At 35.6% G+C, this 16694-nt stretch carries 13 protein-coding genes; 7 read left to right on the top strand and 6 right to left on the bottom strand.

What is annotated here, in order from left to right:
- Positions 1 to 271: 271 nt before the first annotated feature.
- Entirely contained in the window at positions 272 to 973 is a 702-nt protein-coding gene (locus BMY18_RS00575; protein WP_092449517.1) for a GntR family transcriptional regulator, read from the top strand.
- A gap of 113 nt (positions 974 to 1086) precedes the next feature.
- On the opposite strand, the gene BMY18_RS00570 is transcribed toward BMY18_RS00575, so the two are convergent.
- From BMY18_RS00570 to yiaK, 4 genes are all read right to left on the bottom strand, one after another.
- The gene (locus BMY18_RS00570) at positions 1087 to 1905 is read right to left on the bottom strand and encodes a hypothetical protein (protein WP_207647416.1); all 819 of its coding nucleotides are present in this window, start codon (positions 1903 to 1905) and stop codon (positions 1087 to 1089) included.
- Positions 1906 to 1926: 21 nt separating this feature from the next.
- Positions 1927 to 4068: a hydantoinase/oxoprolinase family protein gene (locus BMY18_RS00565; RefSeq protein WP_092449515.1), complete on the bottom strand. Its 2142-nt coding sequence runs from the start codon at positions 4066 to 4068 to the stop codon at positions 1927 to 1929.
- 264 nt (positions 4069 to 4332) lie between these two features.
- Positions 4333 to 5724, bottom strand: a complete 1392-nt coding sequence (locus BMY18_RS00560; protein WP_092449513.1) for a citrate transporter — start codon at positions 5722 to 5724, stop codon at positions 4333 to 4335.
- Between the two features lie 27 nt (positions 5725 to 5751).
- Positions 5752 to 6777 (bottom strand): 3-dehydro-L-gulonate 2-dehydrogenase, encoded by a 1026-nt coding sequence (gene yiaK, locus BMY18_RS00555; protein WP_092449511.1) that lies wholly within the window; start codon positions 6775 to 6777, stop codon positions 5752 to 5754.
- A gap of 496 nt (positions 6778 to 7273) precedes the next feature.
- Here yiaK and BMY18_RS00550 point away from each other — a divergent pair, with 496 nt between their 5' ends.
- Together BMY18_RS00550 and BMY18_RS00545 are read left to right on the top strand one after the other, a co-directional pair.
- Entirely contained in the window at positions 7274 to 8053 is a 780-nt protein-coding gene (locus tag BMY18_RS00550) for an SDR family NAD(P)-dependent oxidoreductase (protein ID WP_092449509.1), read from the top strand.
- A gap of 22 nt (positions 8054 to 8075) precedes the next feature.
- Positions 8076 to 8936, top strand: a complete 861-nt coding sequence (locus BMY18_RS00545; protein ID WP_092449507.1) for a M28 family peptidase — start codon at positions 8076 to 8078, stop codon at positions 8934 to 8936.
- 149 nt (positions 8937 to 9085) lie between these two features.
- Here the strand turns inward: BMY18_RS00545 and BMY18_RS00540 are convergent, their stop codons facing one another.
- Both BMY18_RS00540 and BMY18_RS00535 read right to left on the bottom strand, forming a co-directional pair.
- Complete coding sequence (locus BMY18_RS00540; RefSeq protein WP_092449505.1) at positions 9086 to 10000, bottom strand: ketopantoate reductase family protein; 915 nt, start codon at positions 9998 to 10000, stop codon at positions 9086 to 9088.
- A 12-nt stretch (positions 10001 to 10012) separates the two neighbouring features.
- Positions 10013 to 10699, bottom strand: coding sequence for a cyclase family protein (locus BMY18_RS00535; protein WP_092449503.1), 687 nt, complete (start codon positions 10697 to 10699; stop codon positions 10013 to 10015).
- A 183-nt stretch (positions 10700 to 10882) separates the two neighbouring features.
- On the opposite strand from BMY18_RS00535, the gene BMY18_RS00530 reads away from it, so the two are divergent.
- The 4 genes from BMY18_RS00530 to BMY18_RS00515 all read left to right on the top strand — a co-directional run bounded on the left by BMY18_RS00530 (position 10883) and on the right by BMY18_RS00515 (position 16396).
- Positions 10883 to 11554 (top strand): GntR family transcriptional regulator, encoded by a 672-nt coding sequence (locus BMY18_RS00530; protein WP_092449501.1) that lies wholly within the window; start codon positions 10883 to 10885, stop codon positions 11552 to 11554.
- Positions 11555 to 11757: 203 nt separating this feature from the next.
- Positions 11758 to 14184, top strand: a complete 2427-nt coding sequence (locus tag BMY18_RS00525) for an endonuclease MutS2 (RefSeq protein WP_092449499.1) — start codon at positions 11758 to 11760, stop codon at positions 14182 to 14184.
- 92 nt (positions 14185 to 14276) lie between these two features.
- Positions 14277 to 14981, top strand: coding sequence for a response regulator transcription factor (locus BMY18_RS00520; RefSeq protein ID WP_092449497.1), 705 nt, complete (start codon positions 14277 to 14279; stop codon positions 14979 to 14981).
- Positions 14981 to 16396, top strand: a complete 1416-nt coding sequence (locus BMY18_RS00515; RefSeq protein ID WP_092449495.1) for a sensor histidine kinase — start codon at positions 14981 to 14983, stop codon at positions 16394 to 16396. The genes BMY18_RS00520 and BMY18_RS00515 overlap by 1 nt, the downstream gene beginning before the upstream one ends.
- The last annotated feature ends 298 nt before the right edge of the window (positions 16397 to 16694 follow it).

The following is a 16694-nucleotide window of genomic DNA, read 5'->3' as shown; positions in this document are numbered from 1 at the left end:
GTTTATCCCCCATTTTCATTGGCTTATTAACGTATTTTTCTGCTTTTCAGCTCTATTTAATGCTTTTAATTACAACATAATCTTATATTAATATATCAGTTTGTATGTTATAATAATAACACAAGTTCATCATTATACAATCTGCATTATTTCACAAAGAATCAGCTATAATTTTATACATTTTCCACAAAAATATAGACAGTGGCTTGATTTGTAGCTAGTATACTGGTATATTAATCTAATAGTGATTTCAGAAAGGACAACCGCAAATATGGAACTTCACATAACGCCTCCCGAAAAAAGTGAGAACAATCGCGAATACGCATGTCGTTTACTTCGTAGTAATATTATGACCTTGCAATTGCCACCTGGTTCATCTTTAAATGAAGATGAATTGAGCGAGCAATTAAAAATGAGCCGTACTCCTATTCATGAGGCAATTACCATTCTAAAGGAAGAATGGCTCGTAGAGGTTTTGCCTCAACGCGGTACAAAAGTAACACTTATCAATCCAGCTTTAATGAAGGAAGGTTATTATGCAAGAATCTTGCTAGAAAGCTCTGTGCTAAAAGACTCTGCAGGTAATCTAGATAATAATCAATTACAGCAACTTTTACTTATTCTAAAGAAGCAAGAAGAAGCTAGTAGAAATACCACTGACCAGATTGATGCATTCATCCGCCTTGATGATGAGATGCATAAGATGATGTATTTTTTTGGTGGTCGTTCCCACACTTGGAAAGCTACACGAGGCTTAGTTTCGCATTACGATCGAGCTCGCTATTTGGATGCTTTGTCTGGCAATACTGTTTTCGAAAAAGTTTTAATTCAACATCGAGAATTTTGTGATTACATGCTTATGGGAATACCCCATAACGTAGATGCGCAGCAAAAGGTTACTGCTCACCTTACTTCTTTTCGAGAAAACTCAATTTCAACCATTGAAAAATATCCAAATTATTTTTCTTTATAAACAATCATCAAAGACCACCAGCATGTAGTTGGTGCGCTTATTATAAAACAAAAGCGAAGCTTTCCAATTTTATATGAAAGACTTCGCTCTTGTATCATTTTATCTAGACTATATTAGTCGTTTGTAATAATTTCTTCTAAACTTGATTTTATTTCTTCTGGTAAACGTGCGATTTTTCCTGCATGTTCCATCATTTCCTCATAGAGTCCACTTGCTTCCTCAGGATTGTAGCCATATACCAAAAACACATCCATAATATACGGAGAATAGGAAAGTCCTGTGATTTCTCTTGCAAAAGCCATTGCTGCAATTTCACTTAACACATTAATGCCGGAACGATTATGAAGTGGCTTTGGAGCCCACAATTCTACTTTTTCAGTGCGTGTAAAAATTGTTTTGGCATTCTGTTCTTCAATATAATGGAAAAGTTCATGAGCTAACAAAACATTAGTTATATTCAAATCATTTCCCAAGATATCTCTACACTGTGACTCGTTCATTGTATCATATGCCTTTTTTACAGAATCTGTATAAATATAGACTTTATTAGGATCTTTATATTCTGCGAACAAAACACGATCTGCATTCTGTGGCATCTCTGGATAAAAAACTTTAACGCCCAACTTATCCGCTAGATCTACTGGTTCTGATTCATTATATTGATTTATATACTTGCGAGCATATTCCACTCCACATGCATTACATTTTAAAATCAATTCACTGCGTTTTTCATCACTGAACTTACCGTTTAAAGGTTCGCGGGAGAAAGCATATTTCCCCCATGAAATATCATCATTTCCGATAAGATCCTCAAGCATCATATTAATAGGTCGCACAATAAAATGTGGTTTCACATAGTGTTGTGTTTTCTGTTTCCCAAATAAGCCCTCTGCAATTGGACTAAATGCTTTTTTAAGACTTTCTTTATTCATATTGCTCCTCGCTCTTACACATTAAATATCATTAATAGCTCCAACAATAATAATCTCTTCCTCTGGGTTTCTATCTACAATATCTAAGCTCATTAACATTATATTCTGTACCAAATCAACAGAAGAATAATCGCATACACGTGGTCCAACACATAAATAGTAATCTGGTCTAATAACAGAATCTGTTTTAAATGTTGCCAATTCATCCCACATTTTTGTTACTACTTCTTCATAATCTTTAGCTAGGCACTTAACTGCAACTCCATTCGTACATTGAACCTTGATAAATCCTTTTTTATCAACGATTCTAATCGGATTAAAGGTTCCACAATCTGCTTCATATACGTAGAACTTATCTGTCTTATCTGCAAGTTTAATATTGCAAACTTTGCCTCCAAAATCTTCCTCTGCAAGTGTAGTAGCTTCTTCTTCATCACACTCTTTAAGTAGATCTGTTGTCTTAACCTCTGTTGATCCTGTAGCGATTGCTGTTATCTTTCCAGTTTGAGAATCGATTTCAATATGAACTTCAATACTATCTGGTGAAGCTCCAGAACCAATTGCAGAATCCACTGCCTCTTTCTTTATCTCAGCAACATCTGCCTGTGTTGGATTAGGAACAATACGTTCAACAACATCACGAACCATAGATAATGCAACACCAATAGATGAAATAACTTCAGCATTTTCTGGAATACCATAAGGTACTTTCATTTTATCTGCACAATAGCAGATCAAACTAGCTGCACCACCGCCAACACCAACCAATTTGATTTGGTCATGTGCTAACATATATTTTTCTGCAAGTTCATTGATACACTGATTGATTTTTTCATATGATTTTTCCATGATTTGAGTTGCTAATTGTTCTACTGTAAGACCCATCTTATCAGCAACAGGCTTCATAGCCTTACGTGCTGATTCAGGATTACCATAAGAGAAATGTTCTGGTTTTACAAGTCCAAGTGCATTTGCTGCACATGTATTTGTTATTGTGATACGTTTTCCGTTCTTAAGACGAACAACTACATAATCACTAGGATCTCCTGGTTTAGGGCTAATCAGTTCAACTTGTGGATCTTCAATTTCTTCAATTGGAGTAAATACAGAATACTCTGCACCAGCAATATGAGCAGAACGTGGCCCTACATCGACAACCTCATGATCATTAATACGAATCATAGAACCGCCTGCAGTTCCAAGTACTCGTACATCTAAAGAACTAATATATGTTGCATGTCCACCAACGATAGAATAATCAACGCCTGGACGGCCATTCTTAATTACACCAATGTTAGTTGTTGTTCCACCAACTTCGAAATATACTGCATTTGATGCACGTAAATACATCAATGATCCCATAACAGAAGCTGCAGGTCCTGACAACATTGTGAGTACTGGACGCTTACGCATCTCACTAATTTCCATAACACCACCATCACCACGCATAATCATGAGTGGTACTGTAACGCCAGCTGCATGAACAGCGGCTTCAGTTGCATTTGCAGTTGAAACCATCTTAGGTAAAATAGATGCATTGATAGCTGCTGTACGTGTACGACGTGTAAGACCATATAACTTAGTGATATCAGAAGCCATCGTAACAGGTAGATTTTTCTTTTCAGCACGCTCAAAAATCTTTAATTCCTCTTCCATACTATCAACTCCAAAGGCCATTGAAGCCACAATAACTTCCGCTCCTTTTGCTTGAAGTTGATCAATATTCAGATCAATAACTTCATCAGTTAATTGTTTTTTCTTAATAAAAGAGTTGTAAATCTTAATTACACGGCCAACGCCAGTGCCTAAATCAATATCTTTAATTGCTAGCTGACCTTTTGCCAAAAATCCTTCAAGGCCACCGCCGGCAACGCCTACAACTCCAACCTGTGCAACATCGCCTTCAATTAATGCGTTCGTTGCCTGAGTGGTAGAATGAGCAACAAACACTACATCCTCTGGAGCAATATCATTCTCACGAAGGCAGTTCTTAAAACATTGAACAACACCTTCTGCTACACCATCTTTATGCGTATGGGTAGTTTTAACTTCATTTTTTCCTATGATTTCATGTGTTATATTATCTAATGCAACAGCTTTCGTATAAGTACCACCTACATCAATACCCATTCGGACTGCTGGATGTTTCTTTTGCTCTGGCATATTTTTTCTCCTTTAATTATATAATTGTGTTTTATTTTTTTCCATTTAAAAAAACTTATTTGGTTACATGATTATTTTTATCTTACTTGTGTATTAAATATTTGTTACCTACTTATTGACCATTGATTACTTATATGTTTGTTTACTTATTATTATCTATTTACTTAGTATACACATTTTATAAATTTTTAACAAGGGACGCCACCAAACTACAATGACGACCCCTTGTCTAAAATTCAAAAGCTTAATTTATTAATTTAATATTTACATAAACCACTGAGTGCCAAGTCCAGCAAGCGTTATCATTGTAATCGCATACAAAATGGCAGAAGTAATATATACATTTGGTATAGATAGCTTCAAGAAGTCCTTTGACTCAACCTTTGTATATCCAAGGCCCCAAGCAACCCATGACTGTGTAATACATGAACCAATGTTAGTAGTGATTGTTGGTATTGCAAATACTGCGAATAAGAAAGGTACTGAGAAATTACCAACATTTGCTAAAACGCCAAGTGTTGCAGCACCGCAACCAACCAATGTCAAAGGTCCACGGAATAAACCAAAAGCAGCAAATACTGCGAATGCAATACATACAACAATTTCACTATGAGGCATAATTGGCCCTATTACAGATTGGAAATAAGGTGATGCATATGAAGCAACCTTATTGAACATAGGTAATGTCAACAAGAATCCTACCAATGGAGCAGTATCAACAACACCATCATAGTATAATTTATTAACTAATTGACAATTTTCTTTGAAAGATCCCTTCATGTTTCCACAAATGAATAATGCCAAGAAACCAGCAATTACAAATCCTCCAATAACTGAAAAATCTAGCCATATCTTCAAAACTACTGGAACGATAGGTAAAATCAATGCAATAGCAGGAGCGTTTTTACTACTATTATTCTGACGTGTCTGAGCAGCCCATGCATGAGATTTCTTTGAAAATTTCAAATATACTCCAGATAAAACTGTAGTAACAACTAACATAACGATCATTGCAAAGATTCCCCAATGTCTTGTATACCAACCAAGTGTAAAGTCAGGCATCTTATCTGTAGCAAGGAAAAATGCACGATACTGTGCAAAGTTAACAGGATTAATGTATATACCTGCTGCAACAGAACCCATGAATGAAAACATTGCGATAGATTTTGGAATTCCAAGTGAAAGCAATATAGGTAAAATAATAACACCAATTGCAATAACAGGGCCTGCACCAGTCATAGAAGTAAATATGACAGCAGTTACAGTATTAAGTAATGCAACAGTAAATATTGGACGATCACCGCCAAGTTCAACTGTCTTACGAATTAATGTTGAGGCAATACCGGTTTCCATCAGAACACGGCCGAACCATGCACCCCAACAAACATTTACAAGAGTAGATCCCCAACCTTCTGGTGCATCTTGAAAAATACCGTTTAAAATCTTAACTAAGGTTACAGTATAAATACCTCCAAACTGTAACGACTTGTTGTTCGCGATAAAATCAGCACTTACAATGTATCTTCCACCAATTGATAAAAGTGCCCAAATAACAGTAATAATCAAGAACCCAATCATCAAGTTATGACCTTTAATACAATATACCGCGAGGCCAACAAAAGATAATAACAATATTATACCAATTACGTATTCCATTCTATATTCCTCCTATAAATAATAATTTTATTTTTTCTCTTCCGCTAACTTACAGACTTCGGCCCATACAGCCTCATCCACTTGAACGCCCTCACTCATACTCTTTTCACGAGTTACTATGGTGCGTTCTCCAGGACATGAAACATGTCCGCCTTCTTTTTCTGGTTCAGTTGCATCAACAGCTGCCACTCTACCATTTAACATTTTTTGAATTTCTTCCTTCGTTCCAAAAAGATATGGGTCATATACTATAAATACTTGACAACATTCTCCACATGAGCCCTTACCGACTTTGTCTATCTGATCACCAGATAAACCATTTGCCATAAGTGCTGCTGCCATATCAAGGGCAATTGCCATCCCTGAACCTTTCCAATAACCCGTTGGTAAAATACGCATACTTTCTTCAATAGCGCCGGGATCATCAGTTAGTTTTCCTTCCTTGTCAAATCCGCCTGGATAAGGAAGTTTGTTACCTGCTAGTCTGTACATGCCAAGTTTGCCATAGGCATACTGACTCATTGCCATATCAAGTACTATAGGACCATCTTCACGAGGAATACCAATGCAAAATGGGTTATTACCAACTCCAGGTTCTTTACTTCCCCAAGCCGGCATGCAACTTTCAGTATTTATCCAGCTAATTGACATATACCCAGCGTTAACTGCCTGCCAAGCGTATGTACCACCGCGCATCCAATGAGTAGTGTTTTTCAAAGTAACACATCCAATTCCATGATCCTTTGCAAGTTCAATCGCACGATCCATGCAGAATTGTGCATTCATAATTCCAATGCCCAGATTACCATCATAGTTTTCCACAGCACCTTTGCCACCGACTTTATCGCAGCTAGCCTTCAGATTCACCCAGCCTTTGTCAACATAATCAACAAAACGGGGCACACGATTGAGTCCATGGCTTTCGACACCATCTGCGCTAGAAGACGCATGAATCGTGGCGCAAGATTCAGCCTGTTCTTCTGTCAATCCTGCATTTATCAGAGCTTTTTTTACAGTCGCCTTAACTGTCTCGTAGGAAACACGTATACTCATTTCTATTTTCTCCTTTTCTATGTTTTTAATCCTTGATATACCTTTGCGAAAATATTGTTGCCTATTCAACTTGCAACTGAATATGCATTTATCTTTGGCTTATTAATATATCAGTTGGTATATTGTTATAATAACATAGCCATTTTTTAAATACAATCGGTACTTTTTTACAAAAAGAATATTGTATTTTGTATATATTTCACAAAAATTTGTATTTTAGCAATTGATTTTTTGCTACTATTTGCCATTTTCGTATTACTTGTGCTAATATATCAGATATGTTATAATTTCACATTAAACAACGCATTTTTTTCAAAACTAATTGACGCTGTCTTTTAAAAGTGTTATATATAAAAAATATTATTTCTTTTTGAATATTTACGAATAGTATAAAATTAACATGTTAATTTTATACTATTCGTAAATATAATTTCCCTTACCATAAAAAAAGGGAGATACGCGCACCTATGAATGATGCGCAGAAATGGAGAACAAAATGCAAAATTATCAAAACATGTTCAATCTTACAGGACACGTAGCCTTGATAGCTGGTGGCACCGGCGGACTAGGTAGCGCTATCGCAGAATCATTTTTGCAAAACGGTGCTGATGTAGTCGTATGCGGTGGTCATCCTGAAGCAGCTTCTTCACTAGAAGCTATCGCTAAACAATATGGTCAAAATTTTCTTGCTATTCGCTGTAATATTTTGATACAATCAGATATTGATATTATGCTTGATCAAATCGAAACAACGTTTGGTCCAATTGATATCCTAGTAAATAGTGCTGGAATGAACAAACTACTACCGGCCGAAGATTACGATGAAGACAGCTTTGACAAAGTGATGGACTTGAATGTTAAAGGTACCCATCTAGTCACAAGATCTGTCGGCAAGCGCATGATGATTCCCCGAAAATATGGTCACATAATTAATATTTCCTCTGTAAAAGGTACTCTTGGTACCCAGCAAGATTACCTAGCCTACTGTACAAGCAAGGGAGCTATCAACATGTATACAAAACAAATTGCTTGTGAATGGGCTAAATACGGAATTACTGCAAACGCAATCGCGCCTACTTTCGTTCGTACGCCTATTAATTCTTTTCAGTTAGATGACCCTGATTTTTTTAGCAAGCTTGTTAACCGAATTCCCCTAGGTCGTATTGGTAGTGCAAAAGATATCGCCGCAACTGCAATATTTCTTGCAAGTGACGCATCCTCTTTCATTACTGGGCAGATTATTGCTGTAGATGGTGGATTGACTGCAATCCAATAAATGTTTGAGGAGGTATTTTCTTATGAATAATAACAATATTTCAAATAATGCCGGCATAGATGAATATCTTGCCGAGCTTGCCGTGGTGGACCCTAATGAACGACGCTCTGCTCTTTGCAGTATATTGACTCGTACTGGTTTAAATTATACAATCCAGAAGATTGAACCCACAGAGGAAAAACCGCAAGGTATCGAAAATTACTTGGTTGATATTGGCCCTACTGCAGATCCACACTTGCTTTTTTGCGCCCATTATGATGCATTTCCTGCCAGTTGTGGCGCAAATGATAATTCGGCTGCAGTCTGTATACTTATAGCATTGGCCAATGAATTGAAAAACCATAGCGAAATTTCAGCATCATTTGCTTTTTTTGACGGCGAGGAATCTAAGCATTTAGGTAGCAAGCTCTATGTTAAAGAATTGGATAAAAATAGTATTTCTGCCGTAATCAATCTGGATATCTGTGGATATGGTGATACAATTACGGTTTATAGTCATGGTAATATTGACAAATTGCCTATACGCAATTTTTGCAACAAAGCGCTTTTGCTACGAAATAATGCTCAATTAGTAAAATATTTACCCGAAAGTGATGATATCGCATTTAATGGCTCCCATTTACCCACTCTTAATGTGGCGATCATGCCTAAATGGGATGCGCGCACATTGAAATCTCTAGCTACCTACAATGATAACATTCTTGGTAAACCACCAGAATTCGAGATGATCTTAGGTCAAATGGAAGTGATTACAACTATGCATGGAAGCTTTCGTGACAAAATCAGTACTGTGCAACCTATCGCGATGCATCAAGTATATAATTACTTATTTGATTCTATCACCTCACCTCTACTCCCGAAAAAAATGTTCTACTTTTTCTAAAATATATCTAGGCTCAAAATATTAATAACCAAATCAATCTTGTTTTATACTTAATTGTTCAACATCATACAATTTTTTCAAATACAATTATTCTCAAATGATATCAAAACGAATAGGCGGTGATTGCTTGTATCACCGCCTTCCCTTTTTTATTTTTCTTTTTCTTCCATTGCATGTACCATTTCTACTATAAACTCATGTGTAGGCGCCGGTACCCCGCACTTCTTAGAGGCCTTTACCACAAATCCACTTATTGTATCAACCTCGGTTCTTCTTCCATCACGCAAGTCTGCATAGATAGATGTATAACCATTGGGATTATTCATAGAAACACTTTTTATATTCTTTAATATTTCCACTTCATCAAACGCTATTCCGAGACCTCGGGAAACTTCTACAGCTTCTTTAACCAAACGTTGCGTCATAAACCAAGCATGTGTATTTTGAGCAATATAGCCCATATTCACTTGCAGCACGCCCGTCAAAACGCTCAAAGAAACGTTCGTAAATAATTTACTCCAAATCAGTTCTTGTATATTATCATGAATAACCGCGACAAATCCACATAGATTAAATGTTGCTTTTAATTTTTCAAGATATTCATTGGTATCTTCAACTAACATACCAATATTTGTCTTACCTGAGCCACCGTGTTTTACATATCCTGGAGCTAATACTGCACCATTATCTTCCGTGGTTCCAATTATGATTCTATCCTTTGATACAAACTCTGAGATAATGTCCTCATGTCCACCGCCATTTTGGAGTGTCATGATGTATGTCTGTTCGCCAATCATTTCTTGGTTGCAACTAAGTGCTACCCTAGAGAATAGTGATTTCACAAACAGAATAACCAAATCAACCTCTCCAATTTCTACTGCAGAAGTCACAGCAATGGGATGATACGAAACATCAGTTCCATTCTCTTGAAGTATTACACCATCATGGTTGATTTTATCTACTACTGATTGATTTGTATCTAGCAAATACACTTCGTTATGCTGCGACAAGTGCCCGCCATAGATTGATCCCATGGCGCCTGCTCCTATAACCGCTATCTTCATCTTGATCTCCTCTTATTTAGAAAATTCCGCCAATCCTTCAATTGCATATGCTCTAATAGGGCAAGAATCTAAGCCCTTAATTGGAAGTGGTGAGTAAGACATAAAGAAAGTATCTGTAGTCAATTCCTCTAGATTCTTAAGCACTTCAAGGAATACCACATTAACTTCCATCAAAACATCATGGAATGCCTTAACATCCTCATTGTTACTTTCGATAGAAACGCCATCGCCAAATCCAACGCATTTCACTTTCTTTTCTTTAAACCATTCAGCAGTTTCGCGACAGATAAAAAGTCTCTTATCTTCAGCCGTGTTAGATGCTGGTGTAAATGGCGAAAGTTTAAGAGGTGAATCAATAATTACTATGTCACCCTCTTGAATTCTATCTCCACAAGCTTTTTCTAAATCTGCTGCTTTTATTTTATCATTTGCTTCCATATGAGTTATGTTTACATATATTGCTCTTCCCATAAATGTTGTAATAGGAAGTTCCTGAACATCTGACCAATTATCATTATGATGATATGGACATTCAACATGTGTTCCTAAATGACTTGTTAAATCCATTATAGTATGAAAATCAGGAATAGGACCACCTGTATTAAATCTTGTTAAACCACATCTTCTGCTTTCAGTCTTTGGATCTAAAACCTTTGTCAAATCAACTACTTTTAAATTACCCATTTGAAATGTACTCATTGCAATATCCTCCTTGAAATCTTTATTTAAAATTATTTTTGTATCTAATTGTATTGTACAGCATACCGGTATCCCGGTCAAGTGGTTTTTATTGACTTCATATAATTTTTAATATATGATATTATAATAAAAAGTTAATATTTTTGATTAGATTCTTCGCAAGTGAAAGGAAAGAACTTTATAATGATTTTAAAAAATTTAGTACAATTTCAAGTTTATGACTATTTAAAAGATAATATATTAAATGGCAAATTGCAAAATAATACCTTATATTCGGAAACTAAGCTCGCAGCTGAATTAGGAATTTCTAGAACCCCAATTCGAGAAGCTTTACACTGTCTTAGTCAAGATGGCTATATTAATATAATACCCAGCAAAGGATTTATTATTCGCCAGTTAAACGAAAACGATATGCATGAAACTATCCAAATCCGATGTGCAATTGAAGGTTTTTGTACTCATATTATTGCCGCAGAAGTAGATAGCGAAAAAGGCCAAAATTTAATCAATAATCTTACTAATTTATTGGATCTTCAAGAAAGCTCATTAAAGCCCAATATTTCTTTAAAAGATTTTATGGAATATGATCATGAGTTCCACTTAGCCTTAGTAAATTATGTAGATAACAAAGAATTCAGTCAAACATTTCAACGTTCGATGTATCAGATTCATTTAACCACAACAAGCGCGTTATCTTTTCCAAAACGAACTGAAGACACGCTGAATGAACACAAACGATTTTTCTCCTTTTTAAAGTCTGGTGATGGAGATTCCGCATACCACATACTAATCGATCATCTCATGATGCCATTGAATATGCATATTTTAAAGGATAATGTAGAGACTAAATTTTAAACATATCAATAAATCAAACCTGGTAAACTTGGAATTATATACTCCAAAATTTATCAGGTTTTTTACAACTCATCTTCATTTACAATTTGATTTTTTCGCTTGTCCGTAATATAAGAAAATCAGAATATTTTAATATAGTATTTTAACATAAATTAAGGTAAAATGAAGTAGTACATCAATTATTTTTTAAGGAAGGTTTTTATATGAACTCAAAAGTTTTTAAAACATTAGAATATTACAAAATTATCGATAAATTAGAGAGCTTTTCATCTTCCCCTATGGGTAAAGATATGTGTAGAAGCTTAGTTCCATCCACTGATATTAATGATATTAACGCTGCACTCGCTCAAACGAACGATGCTTTATCCAGAATTCTAACGCATAGTAGTATTTCCTTTTCGGGGATTTATGATATTCGTGGATCTATAAAACGGCTCGAAGTACAAAGTACATTAAACATTTCCGAATTACTCAAAATAAGTTCTCTTCTTGATGTAACAACTAGAATTAAGTCTTATGCAAAACATACAAGAAACGAATCAATGAATAGGAATTCTTCTGACGGTGACTACTATTTAGAAAATGCTGATGACAATATTTTTAAAGATTCACTGACTCCAATGTTCTTAGGCCTAGCACCACTTACGCCTCTTAATAACGAGATCAAAAGATGTATTGTTTCCGAAGAAGAGATTAGTGACGACGCTAGCAGTACACTAAAAGATATTCGTCGAAAAACAAGATTAACCAATGAAAAGATACGTTCAGAGCTGAATCGTCTCGTGAATTCGCAGACCATCCGGACTTATTTACAAGATTTTGTAATCACTACACGTTCTGGTAGATACTGTCTTCCCGTAAAAGCCGAGTACAAATCACAATTCCCAGGTATGGTGCACGACCAATCCTCAACCGGTGCAACAATCTTTATAGAACCAATGGCAGTTGTAAAACTCAATAATGATTTAAAAGAATTAGCGCTGAGTGAGCAAGCCGAGATTGAAATAATTCTTGGAAATCTAAGTCTTCTGGCTTCGCAATATTGTTTAGAACTATCAACCAATTTGTCAACACTTTCAACTTTGGATTTTATATTTGCCAAAGCAATGATTTCACGCCATTACAAATGCAGTCGTCCTATTATGAATGAGCAAGGCTATATCAATATTAAAAAAGGCCGCCATCCCTTGATTGAGCCACATCAGGTAGTTCCTATTGATATCTATCTAGGAAAAGATTTCAATCTGCTTATCATTACCGGCCCAAATACAGGCGGTAAGACGGTTTCTCTAAAAACGGTTGGACTGCTTACTCTTATGGGACAGGCCGGGCTTAATATACCGGCGTTTGATAATTCAGAGTTAACTGTTTTCAACCAAGTATTTGCTGACATTGGTGATGAGCAAAGTATTGAGCAAAGTTTAAGTACCTTCTCATCACATATGACTAACACCATTCGGATTTTAGAAAATGCGGATAGCAAAAGTTTGATTTTGTTTGATGAAATAGGTGCTGGCACTGATCCAACCGAAGGAGCTGCACTTGCAATCTCTATTTTGACCGATTTACACAAACGGGGAATTCGAACCATGGCAACCACTCATTACAGCGAATTAAAAGTTTTTGCGCTCTCTACACCTGGCGTTGAAAATGCTTGTTGTGAATTCGATGTAGAATCACTAAGACCCACTTATCGGTTGCTAATTGGCATTCCAGGTAAAAGTAATGCATTTGCAATCTCTAGCAAATTAGGGCTTCCTAAATATATTATAGACGATGCAACTTCAAGAATTGGTGTTCAAGATATCCAATTTGAAGATTTGATTACTGATTTGGAAAACAATCGTATTCAGATTGAAAATGAACGCAGTGAAATCAGCCGCTATAAGAATGAAATTGAAGTTCTTAAGAAAGAACTTGAAGTTAAATCTGAACAGTTAGAGGCTAAAAAAGATAAAATTATTAGACGAGCAAATGAAGAGGCAGTTGAGATTTTACGTGAAGCCAAAGAATATGCAGACAATACAGTTAGAACGATGAACAAACACGGTATTTCAATGAAAGAATTAGAACAAGAACGCTCTACTCTTCGTAAAAAAATGGGCGACACCGAAGGAAAGTTAGCTTTGAAGGTGAAAAACAATATACCTAAAAAGCAGAACAAGCCATCAGAATTTACTTTAGGTGTTAAAGTCAAAGTGTTAAGCATGAACCTACTGGGTACTGTAAGCTCAAAGCCAAATGCAAAAGGCGATTTATTTGTACAAATGGGTATTTTAAGATCACAAGTAAATATATCTAATCTTGAAATAATTCAAGAGGATGCATATGGTTCGAAATTAACCAAATTTACAGGCTCCGGAAAAATCAAGATGTCAAAATCATCGACTATATCATCAGAAATCAATCTACTTGGACTAACTGTTGATGATGCGATTGCTAAGTTAGACAAATATTTGGACGATGCTTATTTAACGTTACCGCAAGTACGTGTGGTACACGGAAAAGGTACTGGTGCACTTAGAGCCGGAATCACCAACTATTTAAAAAGTGTTTCCTATGTCAAATCCTTTAGACTAGGTGAAATTGGAGAAGGTGACACAGGTGTTACTATTGTAGAATTTAAGTAACTATTCAGAAGGCAGTATTTTGCGAGCCGTGTAATTGTTCAGATACAAAACAGTTACGAATTTAAATAATAATAGATTGGATGGGAAAAATTATGGCAACAAAGCAACGAATATTAATTGTAGACGACGACAACAATATTGCAGAACTAGTATCCCTTTATTTAACAAAAGAGTGTTTTGAAACGAGCATTGTAAATGATGGTGAAAGTGCTATTTCTGCAGCAATATCATTTAAACCGAACCTTATCCTTCTAGACCTTATGCTTCCAGGCATGGATGGTTATCAAGTTTGCCGTGAAATCAGAAAAAGTCACAACATTCCCATTATTATGCTCTCTGCAAAGGGAGAAACATTTGACAAAGTTCTAGGGCTAGAGCTTGGTGCCGACGATTATGTAATTAAGCCTTTTGATTCAAAAGAGCTAGTGGCAAGAGTAAAAGCAGTACTTCGCAGATATCACCTTCCACAATCAGTAAGTGGAATTTCAGACAATACGAAAAGTGCAGAATATCCTGACCTTTCAATTAACCTAGGCAATTATTCTGTGATTTACAATGGCGCATCCATTGAAATGCCTCCAAAAGAACTAGAATTATTATATTTTCTTGCATCTTCTCCTAATCAAGTCTTTACAAGGGAGCAACTTCTTGATCATATATGGGGATACGAATATCTAGGAGATACACGAACTGTCGATGTCCACATAAAACGACTACGGGAAAAAATCAAAGACCACCAAAACTGGAGCATAACAACCGTATGGGGAATTGGATATAAATTTGAGGTGAAAAAATAATGAAGTCTAATCTTCTGTCAAAATTTGTAATTATATATTTTATTGTCATAATTATTGGTTTTGGCAGTATGTCAACTATTTCTTATGGTATTAACAATAGAAATTTGACCGAAAACACCGTCGATTCTATGTCCAAAGAAGCGTTTGATATTGCTAAGCGGTATACTGACAGTGATTTTACAATTGAAACCCTAAAATCTATTAAAGTTACACTTTCTACAGTTTCAACCTTTAGTGATACAAGAATCATGTTTATTAATCCCGATGGGAATATTATTTTCGACACAGGCTCTAATATCAATTCAGAAAATACATACCTTCTCAAAGATTTCGACTCGACGCTTACCGGAAGCAAATACTACCAAACTGGCTCATTTTTTGGTTTTTTCAATGATACGACGATTAGCGTAATGGCTCCAATAACCATCACCAACTCTTTTACAATGAAAGGCTACGTTGCAATTCACATCCCAGTTTCTGAAATAACTGATACTGTTGATACCACTTTTAACTCAAATTATGTTACATTTACTATTATGCTAGCTTTATCTTCACTGTTCATTATTCTATACTTTATTCAAGTTCATAAGCCTCTTAAGGAAATTATAAAAGGCGCTAATCAATATAGCAAAGGTAACTTAAACTATAAAATCAAATCTTTGAATCATGATGAAATCGGGCGTCTTGGAGTATCGCTAAATTATATGGCATCCGAATTAAATGAAATGGATAAATTTCAACAAAAGTTTCTTTCAAATATTTCTCATGATTTCAGATCTCCTCTTACTTCAATTAAAGGTTATCTTGAAGCAATTCAAGATGGGACAATTCCACCTGAAATGATTAATAAATATATCAACATTGTATTATTTGAAACTGAACGATTAACAAAGCTCACAAGCAATATTTTAACATTAAATGAGCTCGACCCTAAAAGTATAAGATTAAATATTTCTGCCTTTGATATAAATAGCATTGTAAAGCATATCATTGAGACTTTTGAAGGTATCTGCAAAGATAAAAAAATATCTTTTAAACTTACTTTTTCTTCCAAATCTCTTAATGTGGTTGCTGACATTGAAAAAATTCAGCAAGTTGTATATAACTTGATTGATAATGCGGTGAAGTTTAGTCCATCCAATTCAACTATTCGTATAACAACGACCGTAAAAGGGGAAAAAGCATTCGTTTCTATAAAAGATAATGGTTGTGGTATCCCCAAAAATAATATGGATAAAATATGGAATCGTTTTTATAAATCAGATATTTCTAGAGGTAAAGATAAAAAAGGCTCTGGCCTTGGATTATCCATAGTCAAAGAAATCATGCTATCACATAGTGAAAATATTGATGTCATCAGCACTGAAGGGGTTGGGACTGAATTCATATTTACACTACCCAAGTTGAAGATTTGAAACAAGCTATTAATACGGTCGAAAAAGCTTATGTATGTCCTCATGTTCGCTCATTGCCTCTACAGCCTTACGATATTGTCTGCATTCGGTTCGACACTAAAGTGTCAACCGCCTGCAGACAATATCGCAAGGCAGTAACGGCAACATGCGGACATTTGAGGACATACATAAGCTTTTTCTCGGTTCCGTCTTAGATCAGCATATTTCTTCATGCGCGAAAAGAAAAAGCGTCGTCAAACGACTGCACGGCAGTATCGCAAGGTTGTAACGGCATATACGGATATCAGAGGACATACAT

Origin of the sequence: [Clostridium] fimetarium (assembly GCF_900111235.1) — a bacterium.
GTDB lineage: Bacteria > Bacillota > Clostridia > Lachnospirales > Lachnospiraceae > Clostridium_N > Clostridium_N fimetarium.
This window is presented reverse-complemented; position numbering and strand designations above follow the sequence as displayed.

Coding starts and splice junctions, on each gene's coding strand:
- BMY18_RS00535 (WP_092449503.1), bottom strand. CDS start 10,699: ATGAGTACATTTCAAATGGGTAATTTAAAAGTAGTTGATTTGACAAAG.
- BMY18_RS00550 (WP_092449509.1), top strand. CDS start 7,274: ATGCAAAATTATCAAAACATGTTCAATCTTACAGGACACGTAGCCTTG.
- BMY18_RS00570 (WP_207647416.1), bottom strand. CDS start 1,905: ATGAATAAAGAAAGTCTTAAAAAAGCATTTAGTCCAATTGCAGAGGGC.
- BMY18_RS00565 (WP_092449515.1), bottom strand. CDS start 4,068: ATGCCAGAGCAAAAGAAACATCCAGCAGTCCGAATGGGTATTGATGTA.
- BMY18_RS00530 (WP_092449501.1), top strand. CDS start 10,883: ATGATTTTAAAAAATTTAGTACAATTTCAAGTTTATGACTATTTAAAA.
- yiaK (WP_092449511.1), bottom strand. CDS start 6,777: ATGAGTATACGTGTTTCCTACGAGACAGTTAAGGCGACTGTAAAAAAA.
- BMY18_RS00560 (WP_092449513.1), bottom strand. CDS start 5,724: ATGGAATACGTAATTGGTATAATATTGTTATTATCTTTTGTTGGCCTC.
- BMY18_RS00575 (WP_092449517.1), top strand. CDS start 272: ATGGAACTTCACATAACGCCTCCCGAAAAAAGTGAGAACAATCGCGAA.
- BMY18_RS00540 (WP_092449505.1), bottom strand. CDS start 10,000: ATGAAGATAGCGGTTATAGGAGCAGGCGCCATGGGATCAATCTATGGC.
- BMY18_RS00525 (WP_092449499.1), top strand. CDS start 11,758: ATGAACTCAAAAGTTTTTAAAACATTAGAATATTACAAAATTATCGAT.
- BMY18_RS00545 (WP_092449507.1), top strand. CDS start 8,076: ATGAATAATAACAATATTTCAAATAATGCCGGCATAGATGAATATCTT.
- BMY18_RS00515 (WP_092449495.1), top strand. CDS start 14,981: ATGAAGTCTAATCTTCTGTCAAAATTTGTAATTATATATTTTATTGTC.
- BMY18_RS00520 (WP_092449497.1), top strand. CDS start 14,277: ATGGCAACAAAGCAACGAATATTAATTGTAGACGACGACAACAATATT.